A 20,991-nucleotide genomic window follows, 5' to 3' on the forward strand; every position below is an offset into this window, starting at 1 on the left:
TCATGTTAGATACTGAAATGAAAGTGGCAACTTGTAAGATTGAATGTGGTGAAGAATCAGGTACAGGCTCACTAATTACATCGAAAATCGTATTAACTGCCTACCATTGCGTAGCCGAAGCAATTGAAAGTGATTCAGAAGTAAGTGTCACTTTTAATTTTAGTTCCCCCCCTTCAGTACTGAAAGCTCGTGTTCTTGGACATGACGCAAAGTTAGACATCGCTTTAGTAGAGTTAGAAGCTGTGTGTGACATCTCTCCAATCAAGCTTAGTGACTTATTACCTTTAGGAGGAAACCGCTTCTATTCCTATGGATGGCCTGCTAGCAAGCTAACTATGGGACATCGGTTAGAAGGAGCGATTGTTCAAACTTTCGAAAGCCTTAAGTTAGGCTCAGATATAGAAATAAGCATAGATGAACCGATATCTTTAAGCGACTATCAAGGCTTTTCCGGAGCGGCACTAGTTTGCAATGATGTTTGCGTTGGTGTTATTCGAGTTTCCGTAGAAAAAACCATCGGTGTTATATCTATATCTAGGCTACGTGACTTTTTGAAGAGCTTTGACATTGCTATTGAAACGAATAACAAACCTTCAATCAGCCAAAGCTTAGCCTCTAGGGAGGCATTCACTGAACAGTTCGATGATTTTATCTCTGCACAAACCGGTAGCTATATTTTCATTAACGGGGCTCATGGTATTGGTAAATCAACATTTTGTGAGGCTTATTCACCAGAAACCCCTTCTTTAGAACACTTCGGGACATACAGCTTTACTCCAAGAGTAAGCACCAAAAATGCAGCTCGATTAGCTCAACCTCAAGAGTTCTTCAACTGGCTTAACATGCAAGTTTCGATGTTCATTACAGGCACTCCTGGACGCATAGAAACGCTCGATTACCCAGAGCTCATAAATAAAACAGAGCAGCTATTGTTACAGTTAAGTGAAACATACTCTTCTAATGGGAAAACCGGGATACTATTTATTGATGGACTGGATGAAGTTGAACGACAAGATGCTGACACCTTGACTAAGTTCATTGGTCTATTACCTATGACACTACCATCAGGAGTGGTAATTGTTCTTTCTGCACCAAACTATGAACAGTTTGCGACTCGATTAGGTAATAGGCTAAATCGCGAATCATGCATTTCTATGCCTTCTCTCAGTGATAGTGCAGTTCAAAATTTTTGTTATGGTGCTCTTACTGCAGAGCACGCTAACTCAAAAACTGTAAGTCTGATTTGCGAACGAGTGCAAGGGCATCCACTATATCTTCGTTACTTAATTGATCTCGTGAATTCAGGTACAAGTAATGACGAACTAAAAAGTTTGCCATTAATAGACGGCAGCATTCGAAAGTATTACGACTTGTTGTGGCTAAAACTGAAAGAGGATAACGACGCCGTAAACTTGCTAGCAATAGCGGTTCGTTTGCGTTGGGGGATTTCTATCAGTCACTTTACAGAGATTTTGAACTCAAATGAACAAGCCATACTTTTAGGCACTCTTGGAAGAATACAACACTTGTTATTGAGCCCAACTGAAACGACGATATATCACTCTTCTTTTTCTGATTTTCTTCTTGAGAAGACAGCATTACGAGAACAGGATGTCCAGTTACGGTTAGCTGAACACTGTGAGAAGCAAATACAAAAAAAATACTGCTTACTCAATTTGATCTACCACGGTCTTAAAGCTGAAGGTACTGACAAAGCACAAGTGGTTGCTCTATGTACTCAAAAATGGATTGACGATTGTGTGTATCAAGGCATCGAGCCTGATACTCTCCTAGAAGATCTTAAAGGTGTTTTGAAAGCGGCAACAGAGCTTGGTAGCCTGGTTGAAACGGTTCGTATCCTTTTGCTTTGCCAAAGAATTCAGTTCCGGTATAACACATTGTTTGCTCAATCTGCTGATTTAATGGCAAGTGCTTTAATCTGTATTGGGAAAGAACAAGAAGCTTTGCAGCATGTAAGTCGGTATGGACAGTTAATTATACCGTTAGAAGAGGCGCTTGTCGTTGCATTGAAGCTTGTAGATTCAAACAGCCATGAGACAGCTTTAGAGTTGTTAGGCATCGTAGAGAAGTACTTAACAGAAGCTCTTGAACAAGTATCTAACGAAAATGGACTTTCTTATAAAGAGTTCCTAAATATCTATGACCTTCAAATACAGCAGTTCCTTCTAAAAATTCGTGCAGGGGATGATAGCTCGCGGTTATTACTTTCTAATTTCCAGTATTATTGGATGAAAGCTATAGACAAAAGTGTAAGAGATAAGGATGCACGCAACCTTGTTCTAAATGAAATGCTAACTTACACGCAAGCTGCATCGATGTGTTTTACTAGCAGTTATATGTCCATTTCTCAATTGCGAAAGTATTACTCCGGACCGTTAAGCGAGATAGCAGAACCAATCGTATTTGCAGTTCCGTTATATCAGGGCCTATGCGAAAGATACGAAGTAAATTATGACCAGGAGTTGCTTGACCAAGTTTTTTCTGATGTAGAAACTTTAGTTTCAGATGCTTGGAATGAGCAGAATAAAGTACATCCGAGTATCATTGATTGCTATCTATCCTTGGGTGCGCCGAAAAGCATTGTTTTGGCGCTAGGAGAGCCTGCGGATGACGTACCTTTACCCATATCATTTATTGCTGATGACAATGTTACTATTGATTATTCTGAATTAGAAAATGGTATGGCAGTATGGAAGCATAAAGCGTTTATTGAGCCTGAATTCACCTGCCCCAAGTTAATCCCCCTATCTTCAAGTTCATGGTTAAATGGACTTAGTTCAATATGTAGTGCCATTGCTTGGTGTGATGGTACCGCAAGGCGGTTCAAAGAAAATGAGGACACAATAGGGTTAGAAGTTGTCTGGAAAACTCTAAATCAAAATATTTTAAACCACTTAAGGTTCAGTCTCGCGCAGCGTGTTCAATGGGAAGACGCCTATGGCTTGCCAGAGGGCATTCTTCCTAATATATATCAATCAATTACAGAGTTAATTACTGATATATATCCTAGTGGAATTTGTGACTTACTCAATTTTATCGAGGAGCAATTTGACTGCCAATGTGGTATCTACTCAGAAGGCTTTAGAAGTATTCTAAACCAAGTACTAACAACTGTTGTTAGTAAGCCATTAGACGTAGAAGTAGAGGATCAAGCATTTCTATTGCTGGATCGTTGGAAAGAATACGTAACATCTAACCTAGAGAACAGATATGAGCTCATTCCGGAGCTGTTAAGTATAATTCCACTTTATACAAGGTTAGATGCTTCGGACCAAGCGAAAAAAACTTATCAACTTGTCTTATCATTCTCCATGGGACCTAGTTGGTACAAGGAAGATCAGCTAGGTTTAAGTATTACTGCACTAGAATCCGTTGATCAAGAACACATCGTTGAACCAGAAGTCATATGTCAAATAGCAGGACTACTAGATGCCGCGGATGGTGAGATGACTTTCCAGCGCTTTGTTAGATACGCTAAACGAGACTTCATTGGAGCTTTGTGTCAAAGAGGCTCCGTTCAAAGCGCTGTAAATTACTTTATTCGCCAAACCTACGGAACACTTGAACAAATGTATCAAGAAGTTACTCGTGGAGATATAGACAGAGTTTCAACGCTAAAAGGCACTCGTTTCCCTGGAGCTGCTCTGGATGAACAAGACTCAATTTTATCTCTCATTACCCCTCTGATTCCTAGGGCAGATTGGCAGCTATGTTGGGTTCTGTTGGAGTGCTTCCAATTTGGCGATTCACGCCACAGAGACAAGTTTGCGCATGCCTATAGCCTTTTAATCAACAAGTTAGCAAATGACAATGCTTTGCTAGACCTAGCTCTTGATAGGGTGGAGATTATTTGCGAGTCTGAATTTGATAGTTTAAATGGCCGTTTAGAGTTCATTTCATCGCTAGCCTCCAATCTAAATGAGCATGTCAAAAAAGTTTTCGCAGCAAGGTTTCCGGAGAGCATCGCCCAGCAAGGCCCAGACTTGACTAAAATTCCATCAAAAGAAGGCTCAAAATCTGATAATAGAGAAGCAGAAACAAAGGATTCCGATACAATTCACTTTCCAGGGACTTTTGGCAGCTCTAACTCTATTGAAGAGGCTAACGTAGCCTTATCTAATGCGTCTAGACACCTACGCCGTAGGAATAATTCAGAAGCAAAAAACGAAGTCATCTCAGCAATGAGTGCTATGCAGAGTGGTGGGTGGTCATTATGGAATGGAACTACATCGGTTGTTGAACAAGGAAAATCACTACTTCTGCAAACTGATAGTTCTGTTTCTGATTTAGTTAACCTACTTTCGCCTTTAATTGTGGATAAGCGTTATGCTGAGAGCTGGCGAATAGCAGAAAGTTTAATTACATGGTTAGCGAGTCATTGCCCTTATGACGAACAAGCCCAGGTCCTCAAACTAACAAATGAACATACTAGCTTAATGGTTGGAAGCCTAGAAGAGGTTGATAGATATACGTTTCTAGAGAATGACGATAGTTTATCTGATTGCTTAGCCAAACTAATTCTTCATGTTATCGATCACCCTACATGGCTAAGGCGCGAAAAAGCATCAGAGATGCTGATTTGGTTGTCAAAGAGCTACCCAGATTTTGTTCAATTATTTGGAGCTAAAGCTTTTTCCATGAACAGCGGCATTCATCCCGACTTAATTTGTGGTGCTCTTGAGCAAACATCTACATCACAAGAAGCCTGGGAAGCTCTGGCTCAAGAGCTTGACTTTAATTCGATACAAAAAAACTGCAAACATATCGGTAGATATTCAGTTTTAGTACGTATTACTAGACAAGCTGCAGTGCAAGGATCAAAGTCTGCTGACGAGGCTTTGGATACATTGGCGGCTCGCTTCAATGGTGCAACTAATAAAAGCACATCCGATGATGTTGAGTTACCTACATGGGCGGAATGTATTCGATCCAATTGGCCCAGATTAATGAAGCTAGGCGTGGTGAGTTCTTCTGTACTGGCTCAAGCAGAATCAATACTGCAAAAAATATGCTCACCACTATCTTTAGAGGCTAGCTTAGAATTAGAACAGTTGTTGGCTGAAGGGTATTATGGAAATGCAGAACGCCCTAACCGCTGGTCCGATAAAGTTCGCTACGCGTTTCATGTAGCTTTGCATAATGTTGCAAAGGAACCGGAGTACAAACATATCGAAGCCATTTTCAGAAAGTATAATCCAACTCGTTTGGATAACTTGAGAATCATAAATTTTGAATCCCAAGCTATAAATTGGATACGCTCTAAAGAACCAATACCGGCACATGGGGATAGTATTTATTTAGACTACTGTGAAAGAGTTTGGCTCAATGACCAACTGAGATTAGTTAGACTGACTGCGTACCTTACTGACAGTCAAGAAAATCTTCCTTTGCCTTCTGGGCGATTCTTATCAACAGATAAACCTTCACTAGATAATACTAGCCTGTTTGACACTTGTGCCAATGTTGAAGCTTTACCTGCGTATTTTGGTAGTTTTACACCGGCAATACCTACTACGCACTTCATGAGGATAACTGGGGCAAGCAATTCCAATTTGAAGCGAGGTTGGTGGAAGTCAGGGCGACTCAAAGAAACATATGAAGGAGCTCCGACCAATGAGGGGTGCTTCTTATCGATTGATTCTAACGCTCTCAGACTACCACATGGATTAAGTTTGATTTGGGTATTTGAGTTGGATCTAGAACCTGTTGGGCTAATTTCTTTCGGATAATATTGGAGGATTCATGAATTTTGAAGCATATGATACACCAGATACTAGGTCGGAATTCGAACTACGATTTCACTATCTGCATAATATTATTAAACAAGGCAAGTTTCATGTGAATGCTGATATATCTATGGAAGGAATACTCAAAGTAAGAAAGCTCCCGAATGGACGGATTGATTTTCTAAGTGTTAATGAACAAGCTCGCCTTAACGCAAACATGATGTATCATATGCGAAATTTCAAGCTACCCGATAATATTGATCTTGATGAAAAATAGGTTAGCACTGAATATCATCGATAAATTGTGGTGGTCAGTTATAACGGACCACCACATAATGGTTACGTGTACCGGTAGCCCATCAAGCTGAGCAATTAAATATAATATCTAGATGTTGTGCATAGTTCGGATAACTTCTGTTAGGGTAAGCATCCATAAACATTACAAGTATGAGCACTTACTCTAACTAGTAAAGGGGCACTTCTGTGTTACGAAGTGCCAACTGTGAAGGTTCTAGACAGAAGTGAGTTTGGGATATCGAACATTAGCAATTCATGAATAACTATAAGTATGGCAAATCGCTGGGTTCAGTGGCCAGTATTGATGTTACAGGCCACGTCTAGTTCTTGTTATTTATTCTGGTGAATATGTATCTAAAGTAATTCTTGCAATTCTTATTTTAGCTTCTTCCCTTCGGGAATTAGTAAGTTTTGAAGTGTAAGGTTATGTTCATTTTGAATTCTTAATGCCCATCTTGGTACTGAATACTCATTTGAAATATCTTCATAAAGATCTATTGCGGTATAGACTCTTCTTGACCAACTATTGTCGGGGCTTTCATCGTCGTCTTCAATTAATTCCTGATCATTAAATTGGACAGAGTTAAGTATAAATGAGTTTTCTTTAGTCTCATCTTCTGACACTTCTATGATTATGTCGTGTTTCGGTTCATTTAGGTCTCCTGGTATGAAGACTAAATCTAAAGTAGACGCTCGTACTTTTGTACTAATAAAGTTTTTCGCTGACTCATACCCATCAATAGTAATAACTTTCAAAACAGTCTCAGCATAGTCAAACTTAGTTTGCTGTCGAGGTTGTCCTAGTCCGTCAAAGTAGATCTCAAATGCCATTCCAGCAAGAACATGGTTAGCAATATCATTGTCAAATATTGATAGTTTTCTGGCTAAAGAAGTCATAAACTCAATAGCTTTTTGGGAGTTACCACAAGCGGCTTGATAGATATTCCTGCCAAGTACGAAGCTAGCAGAAGGGTCGAGGTCGAGGTGGGCCAACGACATTATTTTGATGATAGCTGGATTCTGTTTGTACCAGTTGTGTGTTTTGAGTTCTGTAATTATCTCGTTTATTTCCCCGGGACCGTCGCATTGATACAAACTGTCTTGTAAAGCTTCGAGCTCATATTCAAATACAGTGTCATTATCCAAAACAGGTGAACTCTCTATTTCGTATGGTTCATTGTTCGCTGCACCAAGTTCATTTCCAGTGTCAGTTGGTACATCTCCAACCACTTCAGGTGTAGATTGTACTTCATCTGACTCATCATTCGCAGCTTCGACTTCATCGTCATCGGATTCTATTTGAACTTCGATTTGGATAGCACCAGCAATATTTGTGAGGAGGGCTGGTTCTACTTTTGAAAGGCTCTCTACGAGGTCTGCAAGGGTGCATATCGTAAAGTTCTTATGCCCGACCTTAGTCTCAAATTCGTCTACTAATCTAGGGTGAGCGATCTTGAGTACTGGATTCTTGTTAGCAACAATCTTTCTTTGACCCTTATATTCATTTGCTCTTTGAATAGGCGCGTATACCCAGTCAGGTTTTTCATCATTGGAAACAAAGAGCACTTTGTCGAAAGTTCCTTCCAATTCATGAGCCTTAGTTAGTATTTCAAACCAAATGATAAGATCGCCAAATCGATTCTCACTTTTTGTATCATCTTTGAACCCAGGTGGAAGTCGGTGCTCAAACCTTGAAGGACCTTCTTGATCGGCTCTAGCACACAACTCAGGCAGATTTGACTCTAAAACGATGTCAGAGAAATTTTCTACGATTTCCTTATGGATATCCCCAACCTTAAACTGTGTTTTGAATGCACTAGTGTACGTGTCTAGTGAATTAATAGCGTTTTTGAATTCGTCAAGGAACTGAGTTCTATCTCCTGGAAAATTGCAAGATGCAAGAATTTCTTCGTCGACGAAGAGAGACGCCATCTCATACAACGTATCGTACATCTTCTTCGCTTTATCTGGGTTTACGTTATCACTACTTTTCTTGCGATTCGTATAGTCGTGTAACTTATTAGTAGTAACTCGATTTGAATACTCATTTGCAGCCCAGTGAGGTAAAAACAGTCTGTTTTGTTTTTTTATTGTTTTTGCCCAGTCGAAAAACTCTTTACGTGCATTGGCATGGAGCTTATACAAGTAGGCGAGGATGTTCGTATCCAGAAAAATTAGTGTTTTCTCATCGCTAGCTATTTCTTGCAGATTTTTGTGATGTTCTTCGACCGTTGTATCAAATTCGTAGTAACCTAAACGCATTATTCAACCTAAATATCATATTCGTTGTGCGCACGATAGCATAAGCATTCTGATTAATAAATGTATGCATTTATTAACTATGGCGATAGTCTTAGCTAAAATGTTAACTCTTCGCTCGGATCACTACAAAGCTACCTCTGGTATGAAGTTAGACATCATTTCTAACATCACCTATTGCCCGGTAGCGTAAATAGTTGACCCACAACAATGATATTATGAGGCTCTTATCCATTTCGGGTCTGTCCGCTTAGTGGGCTATGGAAGTTGACCTCATCTTTAGATACTTTTTGTCATGTGCATCTTTGTATTTAAGTTTAGGTTTTTCATTAGCTTTACTAAGGTAAAAATAGCTCTCTTTGAATCATGCTAAATACTACTGAAACTCATAAAGGGGCACTTCTGAGTTACAAAGTGCCAAGTATGAAGGTTCTGGACAGAAATGTGTCAGAAATTTACCTAACTTAGCAAAATGCGGATTAGTTGAGGTATGACATAGTTTCAATTAACAGAAGGGAAGATCTGATGCTATTACGATGGTACTTGGAGCTATTATGTAGAGTCAGATATATCGCTGTTGGTAGAGCTATCGATCTATTGAATGTACGTTCGTCACACTCTCACAAAGCGTTGCTCTCTGAGACTTGAAGTCTTTTGCCATAGTACCAATTACATCAGTATAAAACACCGAATTAATAACGAGAGAATGTAATGAAATTTCCAACGTTTGACTATCGAGCGTGGTACAAAACCGATGTCGATTCAATGGAGCAGGTCGAAGCACTATTTTTTAATGAAAAGGCATACAACGATTTTTACTATCGTGGAATGGCTAACTATGACTTTATTTGCATTTCAACGTTTTATCGCTATTTCATCAATAGCCGTAAGCTAGATTGGCGAGAAGTTGATGTAGGCTTCAATTCAATGGTTGAACTACCTGAAATCGACGAAGATGAATACAAAAACCTCTCGTTTAGCATCCTAGATGATTTTTACTCAAACCTGCTTTTCCTTGGTTCTAAAGAGATTTCGTATGAGTCAGTTGCTTACTTGGCACAGCACTATGGCTTACCAACTGATCTGATTGACTTTAGCTATGATCCAAAAATCGCTTTGTATTTTGCTTGCTGTGAGATGCCAGAAAGTGATTGTAGCCTTTATATGTTCGATATCTATGCACACGTCAAACGTATGATGGCTTTAGCTGGTCAGGGGCCGACGGCTAACATTGGTTACATGCTTAACGAAGATGGTACGCATATGATCAATGAAGAACGAGCGCAAACATTTAAAGACTACTGTACAACTTTAAGCAAAGACGGGGCCTCAACAGTGACACCAATCATTAAAGGCGATGACATTTGCTTTGGTGAGCGTATCATTAATCAGAAAGGAGCGTTCATTTATCATCGTAGCGAAGTTCCTATGGATCAGCTGATGTATACCGTTTCTAGTGACTCCAATTATCGTGGACGTAGAATCTATAAGATCGCTAAAGAACTAAAGCCACAAATTCTACAGGTTCTTGATGAACGCTTTGGTATTAACGAAGCATTTGTGTACCCGTCAACTGATCTGAACTTTGAAATCATTGATAAGGCATCAGTTATGACCAAAGAAAAGTTCGAACTTTAAACAAATATTTTTGGATAAGTTATGTATCGTTCATGAATGAGTTTTGGTAATAACAATGGTTGCTCTGTTTGGGTAAAAATACCTAACTGTATTAGGTTTTTAGTCCTTACTAGCAAGTAAGGACTAAGCACTGAGGCGTCATTTGTACTAGAAAAACTAGGTTAGATTCTGCTGAGTTCTATAAAGACTTATTCTGATATAACACATAATGGGGTACTTTCGCCCTAGTAAGTACCAAGTGTAACAAATCTAGATTGAAGGAAATCAGTAACTTTGCAAACTTGACAAGAAGCAAGACATTAGCCTGCTAGTTCTTCATAATCTTGATAATACAAGCGATTTAAAGAATAGATGACATGAGCAACATTGATGATAAAAAGATAATCAGTTGGATTAAAAACCAAGAATTTTCGAAGCTAACTTTTCTCGATAACTGCTGGCAGTCCGATGAGAATGAATGGTATCTAGGTTTTTATTACTTTATCCAATATTTAAAGCAAGAATGCTTAGATGATGTTATTGCCGAAGTAACTTCACGACACAGTGATGAGTCGTCCGCCTACTGCTACCTTGGGGATACCGCCAATAAGATTTACAGCTCATTCAATGAACAGCATATTCCTGCATGCTTCTATCGATATGCTATAAAACTAAATCCAAATAACGCTCACGCTCATTGGGGGCTTTTTATAACGGATGATGATACGAATTCATGCATCACATCTTTAAAACTCGATTATGAAAACAATGAGTTTGAGAAACTGGGCCGCACAATCGATAACCTGTTCTACCGCAGAAAACACTTCTCAAACTTTACTCTTCAAGACTGGCATTTTATCAAATCTTTAATTCAAGACAGCAAAATTACTTGCAGGAGAGATATGCTTGTTTTTGCGCTTTTCTATCTTGATGAAGTAGAGGATTGCTTAGCCCTAATAGAATCAATTGAGACAGTAAGCGTTGAAATCATTGAGGAGTATTTCGATCGCGGCTTAATCAGTAAAGAGTTTGCGCTAAGCAAGCTTAGCTTCTGGCAGGTAGATAAGTTCTTGGGTGACGACAATAAAGCGATTTATCAGGCTTATATTAAGGAATCAGAGAAAGGAGAAGCTAACCCAACTAGAAGGATTCTAATACAAAAAGCCTTTCTGGCGAGTGAGTATAAAGACGTCGTTACTTATTATGAAGAAGCTCCTACTGACGATCTACATAACCGACTCGATATAAACGTATGCCTGTATTACTTGCTAGCGTTGTCATACCTAAAGCAACCAGTGAACAAGCAAATTTTGGAGTTTATTAATAACAAGGCAGATACCTTGCGTGATGAATCTAAAATTCTATATCAAGCTGTTAGATGTAAACATAAAATAGATGAGTTAGAGCGGCTATTCCAAAAAGAAACACACTTCAATGATACGATTGAGAGATGGGGAATACATCAAGAAGTGATTGAAGCGTTTGACTCCCCCGACCTAATCAAACACCAAACCTATGAGCATTTGAGTAGTGAGTTAGAGTCATTAACAACCAAGTGGAACGATGCATACTACGATACACAGCTAGCAGAGATTAAAGTCAAGTTATCTAATGGAGATATGAGTAGTGACGACTTCCTACGTCTATATCACTTAGGCATAGAGTGCAATGAATTTGATTTCGTCATAGAAAATGTCACTAAGTTTCATGCTGCCAATCAACCAACCATGTCATCGTATAATTGTATTGGCGTCTGTCATGAACGCAAAAAAGAACTTCGTCATGCTTTCGAATACTACAAGCTTGCGATAGAGCTGATGCGCTCATCAAAAGACTACAATCACATTATCATTGGTAATTACATTAGCTGTGCGGAAAGATTGCCTGACGTAGAAATAGCAGAAGAAGAGTATATCGAATTGCGACACTGGTTTAATGCTGACTTAGTCAACCAGTTCAAATGGCACACCTTTACAGCAAAATCAGGCCGACTTTTTAAGTATTCTCCTTTTAACATCAATAGCATTGATGCACTTACAAACCAATACTTCTATTTAGCGTCAAAAAAACAGTTAAATGACCCTATTGAACTACCAACACTAAGTAAGCTTGATTCGAATAGCCTCATAGATACCAACTATCGCATCTGCTCGCTCTCAAGCAACAATAATTCTATGTTGATGTGGTCTCATTACGCCCAAGAGCATCAAGGCATAATGGTCGAATATTGGTTTGGCGGGGAATTTCCTTGCGGCGTTGGCATAGAAAAAGTGAGCTATGTAGATGAATCTAAAAGAAACTTAGAAAAAGATTTAGTTCCTTTTAATCAGTACCTTCTAACTAAAAACAATGACTGGGCTTACGAAGATGAAGTTAGAATATTCACTAATGTTAAAGAAAAAATCAACTTCGAGAGCTTTGAGTACCCGAATGCCGACCGTACCAAAATTAACGCTAGGATTTGCAGTATTACGCTAGGGTGCGATTTCCCTGACGATAAGAGAAAACTTATAGCAAATATAGCTAATACTATAAACTCCAAGAGAGAAAGCCATGTGCCCAAAGTAACTTTACGAGAAGCTTTTATCTCACAAGATAACTGTTTTGCTTTAGAGTATCGGGATATCGATATTTCAAAAATCTAACGGAGAACCTCGAGGGGATATTGTTTCTCGCCATCTATTACTTTTTGTATCTCAAAGCTAGCAAATTGTCTGAAACAACTATTCGAGCTATAAATCATAGTGGGGCAAAGGTGTGTTAAGCTCATTAGCCATAATAGGTCACGAGAATAACTTCTTGTACTTACCTTAATCACATTGGTTTAGGTCATAAACTCTGTGTTTGATTTAACCTGTTCAAAACTTTAATGCCTTCTTGAGTCAACATGTACCAAACAAATTGCCCATCTCCTACATAGTCTCCACCCTGACGTAAAAATGCGACATTGATTAGTTTTTTGCATGCAAGCGAGGCTATTTCGTCAGAAACATAAATGTTTGAGTCGTGCTTGAAGGGGGTCTGAACATAAGACCTTTTACTTAAACCACACACGAACAAAATCATATATGGATATCCATCATCAACTTTCGCTAACAACAGAACATCACGTTCTTTATCAGACAGTTTTATAGGCAACCAATCCCTAACAATTGGGATTGCAGCGATAACAGCTGCAACCATTGCTATGATTGTCACTATATCAATAATGCTCAGCATACATATAACCTATTAATTTTTACCTACACAAGCGTGTGCTGTCAGTATCTCTACAACTCGGAAAAATTGAAAGTGTATGTTCTCGTCAAAGGAATTTACTCATGTCTATCGATGATAGTCAGTACTAGCTTACAAAGGGGCACTTTTGAGTTAGAAAGTGCCACAGGTAAAAATTAACCTGTGAAGATTTTGGGCAAACCTGTGCTATACGCATTGCTAAATTAGTATTTAACGGATTACTTATGGTATAGCAAAACCTCTAATGTAGTGGTCAAATTTCCTTAGCCACTAAACCTTGAGTGAAAGTAAACTATTCATCTATATCCTCAAAGATACTTCTCGTACCGTATTTTTCTTCAGGGGTTGTCACCGTACCAAAGGAGCGAGGGCTGATTTTAGGTTCTGGAGCGGAAGACTCAGCAATCCATTCATTAGCGAACTCCAACTCCCGTTCAATGATCTTAATTGCGTCCTCATTTTCTCTAAATTTATCCTTCAGCGTGTTAAGCGACTCAATCATAGGTTCCATATGCTCATCCGGCTCATCAGTCTCGTTATAATTGCTCTGAACATTCACCCGCACATCTGCCAGATTAGGTAATAGGTTGCAACGAACGGTTTCCACAAGTTCATTAAATTCACTGTCAGTAAAAACACCTCTTACACCTGAGTCATCCAAAGCGTATAAGTCTTCACCTTCGATGGCATAGTTACTCACAGTTTCAACAAATTTTCTGCGATACTCTTCAGGAAGAAGGCCAAACTCATAAAGGCGGATAGCAAGACCAACTTCGGGTACTACACTTAGGTTTAAACCCGGATTAGATATACGCTGTAGGATTTCGGTGTTTTGCGTAAGATACATCTCTAAGAACTCTTTCGAGCAACGATTAGCAAGGAAGCGATAAAGTGCCCACCTAGCGCCCCACGACGATAACCATTGCACCTTGTATTTGGTACTTTGTGTGAACTCATTTAGTCTATCTATCATCATTGTGAACAATGACTTGGGAACAACTACTGCCTTTTCAATACCGACATTGCCACATGTTACCTGTGACAGTAGGTTTTCAGTTGAGCTACCACTCAAGAAAATTCCGAGCAGATCTGCGTTGAAAGATAGTGTTATCGCGTAAGCATCTCCAATCGTCGGATGCTTGAAGCGCCACTCTGGTTGGTCATCAGTATGTACTTGCGTTACAAGACTACCATTTAGTGCAGTCAATGCCTTGATACATTCCCCTAATGTACTGCCGAGGCGTTCCAATGCCGAAGGCTCAGATTCTTGTAACATGATAGGGCTTTCTAGTTGGCCTTTTCTCATATAGATTAAGCCGAGTGCGGCCTTGTCATTAACATCCAGCCCTTGGAGCACTTCAAGAAGAAGCTGTTCGCGCTTATCTACAAATTGCCCCAACTGATATTCACTTATATAGAGGTCCTTCGTAAATAAAGGCTCGGCGATTCGTCGTGCTGTTTCTGGAATGAAGCGTGAATGCGCTGCAATGTACTCAAGATACGGCTTTATCGAAGTGCGAAAAGCTGCGGGTTGTTTTCCGAGTTTCAAATGGTTGTAAAGGATCTGCTGCCTTTCAAGTTCTGATAGTTCATGAACATCGATTACAACTTGACTCTCATTGATTAGTGGAAAAGTACTCTCCTTTAGCTCTTGGCGAGCACGATTGTAGATATAATCCCTTGACGTCATAACGATCTTCACTCCTTGGCGCAACATTGCCTTAACCTGCGCTAGGGAATGGTTCCATCCGTGAACCAAAGACGACTCATACTGAGTAACACCAAAAGCATCATCAATCCAAAAGAACTGAGTGGGTTCCTCCACATTCCAATGTTCTACAACCTTGCCTGGGTCGTCTAGTTTGAGAACAGATGAGCCCCATTTATCTGCGGCCGCCATTGCTAACATCGATGCAATAGTCGTTTTACCCGCTGCTGGTTCGCCTATGAGTAATACAAATCCATGTTCATCAAGGGCATCAACCGCTTTTCGGTAGGAACCCGTAACTACAACCTTAGCCAAATCTTCTCGTAACGATTCCAGAACTGAGCGAGCCTGAGCGTAAGCTCGTTGATCCAAAATTTGACTGAGATCTCCCAAACCATATATGCGAGGGACGAGCATCCGAAGTCGTGTGTTTTCTTTGATTTGATCCTCGATCCAAGTAGAACCAAAAATCAGAATGTGTTTTACCCCGGCAGCAAGCAACTCTGATTTTATCAACGATTCTTGATTGGCAGATACCCCAGCGTTAGTCATCAAAATATAAACATCGCAAAAACCATCAGCGACTAACTTGCGAACTTTAGGTATTTCATCCGACATGCAGGACTTCGTAAGATAAAAAGAGGATCTATTTGTAAACTTGCATTGAATCACGAAATTCCCACTAAGATGCATGCCTGAGCAAGGAGCCCAACTACCAGCGAAAGCACCATCACGTCCAGCATCATTTGAGTCCAGAAAGGACTGTACAGTTTGCCCAAGCACTTCACGAGTGATTGTAAGGCAAAGCTGTTGGAAGCTATTCCATCCAAGAAGGTGTAAATCGTACATATTTATCCAAATCTATGCTGAAAACTTAAAGAGCTTAATAATCATTTTCTTTTTTTGGTGTTTAACGTTTAGTTTTGAAACACAGTGCTTTGACAAATCAGTGTTATGGTTCTGAGGCGTTGTTGGCTAAATCGGCTTGAAGATCAACGGCACCACGCTGTCACCAAAAGGCAATGAGAGTTAAGCTAATGTCCTTAAGTAAAAAGGCTCCAGAAACGAAGCCTTTAGGTATCGTTACATCTAATTCACAAAAGCAAATTCAATAATCTCTTTTAATGTTGACTTACATGCAGCATCAAGGTCGAGTTCGTTGTCTAAAAATTGTCGTGTGCGCTTCCATGAATGATAAGGTTTACTGCTAGACTTTATTGAATCTTTTTCAGCATTCCACAATACATGTTCAAACGTATCATTCACAAGAAATACGTTTTCTTCACCTGCAACTTCCGAAATTTTGGCATTGGCTCGATAAGGGTGCAAATTCCCAACTTGAACAAGTTCTTCTTCAGTTAAGCCCTTGGCATCGGTATCGTGAATAACTTTGTATCCAATACCAAGACCTTTAAGCACCTTTACAATCGCAGGAATTGTCCATTTTCCTCCCGCCGAAACAACCGTTATATCTTTATGTTTTGAGTTTTCAATTTCTAACTTGTTTACTAACTCATCGATCATTGAAAATACGGCAACCTCAGTATCACCTTCCACGACAACAACTTGTTTTGCAAATAGACTTTCACAAACAGTCGGATGGAAATCTAGTACCGCACGCAGTAGCACTTTTTCATCATATTCATCGCTTTGTTCGAACAACTCGTTTGGAAGCTGAGAAACAATTCGACTATTTCCTTCTCCCCTTTTAATTAATTTAATTGAGTCTGGCTGATTCGCTAAATCAATCAAAAATGGGGAATGCGTAGAGCATACTACCTGCCAGAGTGGGCTGTCTGATCGAGTTTGAAGCGTATTTTTTAAACGGCGCATAAGATGAGGGTGTATATATAGCTCAGGCTCTTCATATAAGACAATTGTGGTTCTTTGGGCACCTTCAACTTGTGCTTCAATTGCAGCGTTGCTTTCAAGCATAGCAAACGCCAATGCTCTTTGAACTCCGCTGCCTTGATATTGAAGACTTGTTTCTAACTCGTCATCGATAAGGAACGTCGCGGCATTCATAAACAATTTTTCGACATCAATATCACCTACGGCGAGTTTTACTTTTGTATCGAAATCCAAAATATCATTTAGAGTTTCCGAAACTGCTTTTAGAGCATCATCCAAACCATCGATTTCCGACCCATCTTCGGCTTGACCCTTTAGTTTTTGTTGTAACTTGCCCGCGATATCAATGTACTCGCTATATGACTTATCATCTTTAACTCGAGGGAATAACTTGTTCTTGAACAAATAAGCAAATGGTGACGTTCCTGTGGTCTTTAATTCATCTTCAATTTTAAAACTAGCAGGTACATACATAACATGCGGAATCGCTTGTTGTAAGGAATTTGCAAATGCCTTTTCATGCCAGTCGGTATCTTCTGTAACATGTTCAGGATGAGATTGGATAAAGTATTGCTCAAGCTCTTCTCTTTTCTCCTTGTACAGGTCAGCAGTGTTTGCACCTCGTTCAATTAGTATTTGTTTTGCTAAGTCATTTTCTCGTACTTTCGTTATCTTGGTCTCGGAAAATGGAGTGGTTTTTAGCGAGTGATGTACATAATACTTACAATTAGGTGCGTCTGCGTTCTCTTTCCAAGTGGCTTTCATACGTACAATTAACTCATCGCCATTCAACAACTTTGAAATAGCTGGCTTTACTCGCTCCCAATTCTCTAAATCACTAAAAGTGCAGGTAATAAGCATTTCATCATCGGATTGGGTTTGGTTAGGCCAATCTTCTACCTTTGGCTTTTTGTTATCCAATACTAAGTTTAATGCCGCAAGTATCGTTGATTTACCTATGTTGTTTGGACCGACGAGCGTCGTAAAGTTACTAAGGTCGATTACCGCTTTCGAAATTCCCCTGAAGTTTCGAATTTCCACTTTTCTTATTTTCATATGACTCCCTTGGTATAAGCGCAATGTATCATACTGAAAAAAGAAGTTCTGTTTAGAGCTTTGGATCAAATAAGTAAAGCAGGCTTTCCCTGTGTTACATGACGAGATATAAGAACCATCATCCCCCAAACACTAGCGAACTATGCTTACGGGGATTCACAACGAACAGTACTAGAAGAATGGATAAGTTTTAGTAGGGGAAAACTCATGAACAGGATGGGAATGAGTAAAAGGTCTATCCAATAATGGGGCATTTTGATTCAGGTTAATTTGTGCAACAGGCTGTTGCATACTTGGGGCGGTGAAAGTTGTTGCTAATTTTGCAACAGTTCCCGAATCCAACTGCCGAGGAATACTCGGTAGTTGATTTATTAACAATGCCCATGTTAGTCCTACAGCCAAAACGATGTATCGAGTAGACGATTCACGAAACAACTTGTTTCGCAATTTTGCAAGAGCCTCTTGCATAATTGGGTACGAAAAATTGTCCAACAGCCTATTGGACAAATTATCCCGATGACTGCTTGCTGCTAGAAGTTCATTTCAGGACTCTTTTAGGGAAAATACCGTCAACTATCTTCATTTTGATATCTGGTAAACTTGCGATTTTCAACGCTCAATTTTAGACTATGCTCGAGAGCCTCGGGTATCCCTGCTTTTTCTTTGAGTTACTATTTACTGTCTGGCCAGAAGTAATGGTATCTATTTGAACTTGGCATAACTGCAAAGCAGCCCACCGAGGACTTCCGATAAGCTTAGGTGTTTTCCCTCCCTATTGTGGTGATAAAACGCCCAGCGCTGCACACAGAATGCGTTCCCTCTTCAAATTGAATGAAAAACATTCTGTCGCTGTTATACAAAGCCACAGGTCCTGCCTGTGGCTTTGTCGTATCTGAGATAGCAAAAAATAGCTGTGCCGTTTGCCCAATAAAGCATTCCAATTCGAAATCAAAGAGTGGCTTAGCCCTGAGGTCAGAAGAGATACTCAAGCGCCGTCATTGAGCGCCATAGTTACGTTTTGTTTGTTTATTCGACGCATGTGGGTGCGTAGCGTACCTCTATTCAATCCTAGTATTCTTGAGGCTTTCGCTTGATTGCCTCGACAGTGTATGACGACTTCCTCAAGCACAACATCTCGAACAAATGGCAAAAGAGCAGACACATCCGGCGTGGCGGTTCGACTATCACGAGTGTGTGAAAGAAGCGCATTGAGGTGCTCTAGAAAAAGTTTATTATCAATAGGTTTACAAGGCATAATGGTATTGCTGTGTTATGACGATGAATGCCCTCATTATACGACACAACTCTCAAAATACTTGGTCAAGCTTGAGACGCAATATGGCAAAATGACGCTATCTGAATGCTGAACGTTGAGAATCGATGGGAAGACTCAATGATGCACAATTACAGCGTCGCATCGAACATATTTTAGAACGCCATCCTAACGCCTCGTCCTTAGTCGTGCGCCAGCGTCTAATGTCAAACCTAAAGCCATCGCACATATATCCGCACTTAGTGCCCTTCTACGAGCAGTACCGCATTGATGATAGTGCCGATATTCAGCGCGAGCTGCGAAAAATGATGTCAGCGCACTTGGGGTTGAGCATCATCGCTCAAACCTTGTCGACCGGTTGCTTTAACTACCGGCAAGTAGAAAAAGCCTTGTTAGAGTTGACGGCTGATTTTGACCATCTAACACAAGCTCAGCGTTGTAAAGAGTTACGCTTTGGTCATGGCGCTCCAACGGATGAACATCACCAGTCTCAAATTGTGATGACGTTACAAAGGCTAGGTCACCGCTTACCCGACATTTGGCAGGTATTGTGGCAAGTAACCGAAAGTAACAAGATAGCCAAACCAAGATAACAAACGTTATCCCTCGAATTATCAGTAGCCTACCCCTGTTTTGGGAGGCTCGCTATAACTTTAAAAGTATGACGACAATCCCCACTTGTTGGTGCTCTAGAAGCCTCTTAAACTAGCGATGCGGCTTTTCGAGCTGTGGGTTAAAGTGAGAGCATTGAGTACAGCTATAGGGACGTACAAGGATGTGAAAAGCCGCCCACAGACTGTCTTTATCCTTGTTTGTTTTTGAGCAAAACCCGTTAATTACCGCTCATTAATCAGACGCTTTTTAGGCAGCATCGCTAATTAGGCTTTGAGTAATCAATCGTGTATCGACACGTTGGAAACGAAGTGCAGCCATAGAACGCCTTCCCTTTATTTACTCCTCGTTTCGCCACTCGTTTTACAAGGACAGACTGACAGTTTGGACACACTTTCAGTACCGGTTTCGCGTCGCTCGTTGGCTTTGGTGGTTTATTTTCAAAGCTCCGTCCATCCTCAATTATATGAACAAGCTCTGAGCCGTTGACCAACCACAGGCGTTTATCTTGCGCGTAAGCAATGGCTTCCGATGTAAAGTCTCCTGACGTGACGATAATCATTTTGCTTGCGTGGTGCTCTATCATGACACCGTACATTTCTCGAAGTACCTGAATGCCAACTTTCTTGGCCTTCCAGTGTTTACATTGCACTAGGCTCAATTCACCATCTTTCGTCAACCAAATATCAATGCCGCCGTCAGGCTTTTGTGAAAAAGACTGCTTCACGGTATAACCTTGATGCTTAAAGTACTCGCCGACATAAGATTCAAACTCTAGCCAGCTTAATTGGTGAAATGGCGTGGTTACTCGTCTCGAGCGAATATGTGAAGTGGTCGTCCGATACCTCTGCCTTCTCTGAAATTGTTTAAAAAAAGCAATCGGCGCGGGAATGAAAAACAGCAACGCAAAATACGGTGCGAACATGGAAAGATTTGGGGCGATAGCATTGAAAACAAAGTTGTTACTGCTGACAGCAAGCTCTGGTAATACGTATGAAAGGGCGACATACACACCTATCGATAAAATCACACTTAACCACCACGGTGCATCCATCAAATGCCAGATGATGCCATCACTTTTCCTTGCCATTAATCTTTCCTTAAATATGCACTAAAGTGCATTTAATCATAGTTTGGCTGGCAGGCAAATCATGATGAGCATTAATCCATAAAACAATTCGTTACGGGCTCCAATTTTTATCTTCTTCTAGGGCAATTTCCTTAAAATATCGTGTCACTCTCAAATATTTTTGCGTACTAACGTCACAAAACTGAACTGTTAGAGATGGCCTAAATCCGCTCATATCACTATGCAAAGTGTGAACTTTCAGATT

General features: G+C 40.1%; 10 protein-coding genes. 5 read left to right on the forward strand and 5 right to left on the reverse strand.

Going from position 1 to position 20,991, the window contains the following annotated elements; genetic code table 11:
• Positions 1–2 precede the first annotated feature (2 nt).
• Both avs1b and avs1c read left to right on the forward strand, forming a co-directional pair.
• Positions 3–5,750: an AVAST type 1 anti-phage system protease Avs1b gene (gene avs1b / locus KJB05_RS06785; RefSeq protein WP_208445042.1), complete on the forward strand. Its 5,748-nt coding sequence runs from the start codon at positions 3–5 to the stop codon at positions 5,748–5,750.
• A gap of 13 nt (positions 5,751–5,763) precedes the next feature.
• Positions 5,764–6,024, forward strand: coding sequence for an AVAST type 1 anti-phage system protein Avs1c (gene avs1c, locus KJB05_RS06790; RefSeq protein ID WP_108173272.1), 261 nt, complete (start codon positions 5,764–5,766; stop codon positions 6,022–6,024).
• 395 nt (positions 6,025–6,419) lie between these two features.
• Here avs1c and KJB05_RS06795 read toward each other — a convergent pair whose 3' ends face one another.
• The gene (locus KJB05_RS06795) at positions 6,420–8,306 is read right to left on the reverse strand and encodes a PIN-like domain-containing protein (RefSeq protein WP_208445043.1); all 1,887 of its coding nucleotides are present in this window, start codon (positions 8,304–8,306) and stop codon (positions 6,420–6,422) included.
• A 708-nt stretch (positions 8,307–9,014) separates the two neighbouring features.
• Between KJB05_RS06795 and KJB05_RS06800 the strand changes: the two genes are divergently transcribed.
• A complete protein-coding gene (locus KJB05_RS06800) occupies positions 9,015–9,941 on the forward strand; it encodes an FRG domain-containing protein (protein WP_208445044.1) in 927 nt (308 codons plus the stop codon).
• Positions 9,942–10,297: 356 nt separating this feature from the next.
• Complete coding sequence (locus tag KJB05_RS06805; RefSeq protein ID WP_208445045.1) at positions 10,298–12,565, forward strand: DUF2971 domain-containing protein; 2,268 nt, start codon at positions 10,298–10,300, stop codon at positions 12,563–12,565.
• A 184-nt stretch (positions 12,566–12,749) separates the two neighbouring features.
• On the opposite strand, the gene KJB05_RS06810 is transcribed toward KJB05_RS06805, so the two are convergent.
• The 3 genes from KJB05_RS06810 to KJB05_RS06820 form a co-directional block, all read right to left on the reverse strand.
• Positions 12,750–13,139, reverse strand: a complete 390-nt coding sequence (locus tag KJB05_RS06810) for a hypothetical protein (protein ID WP_208445046.1) — start codon at positions 13,137–13,139, stop codon at positions 12,750–12,752.
• A 310-nt stretch (positions 13,140–13,449) separates the two neighbouring features.
• A complete protein-coding gene (locus KJB05_RS06815) occupies positions 13,450–15,483 on the reverse strand; it encodes a hypothetical protein (protein ID WP_244142923.1) in 2,034 nt (677 codons plus the stop codon).
• A gap of 471 nt (positions 15,484–15,954) precedes the next feature.
• Complete coding sequence (locus KJB05_RS06820) at positions 15,955–17,772, reverse strand: ATP-dependent endonuclease (RefSeq protein WP_208445048.1); 1,818 nt, start codon at positions 17,770–17,772, stop codon at positions 15,955–15,957.
• A 1,380-nt stretch (positions 17,773–19,152) separates the two neighbouring features.
• On the opposite strand from KJB05_RS06820, the gene KJB05_RS06830 reads away from it, so the two are divergent.
• Complete coding sequence (locus tag KJB05_RS06830; RefSeq protein ID WP_208445049.1) at positions 19,153–19,638, forward strand: hypothetical protein; 486 nt, start codon at positions 19,153–19,155, stop codon at positions 19,636–19,638.
• Positions 19,639–19,919: 281 nt separating this feature from the next.
• Here KJB05_RS06830 and KJB05_RS06835 read toward each other — a convergent pair whose 3' ends face one another.
• Entirely contained in the window at positions 19,920–20,747 is an 828-nt protein-coding gene (locus KJB05_RS06835; RefSeq protein ID WP_208445050.1) for a restriction endonuclease, read from the reverse strand.
• Positions 20,748–20,991: the final 244 nt, after the last annotated feature.

This window comes from Vibrio sp. B1ASS3, from assembly GCF_905175355.1.
GTDB lineage: Bacteria > Pseudomonadota > Gammaproteobacteria > Enterobacterales > Vibrionaceae > Vibrio > Vibrio owensii.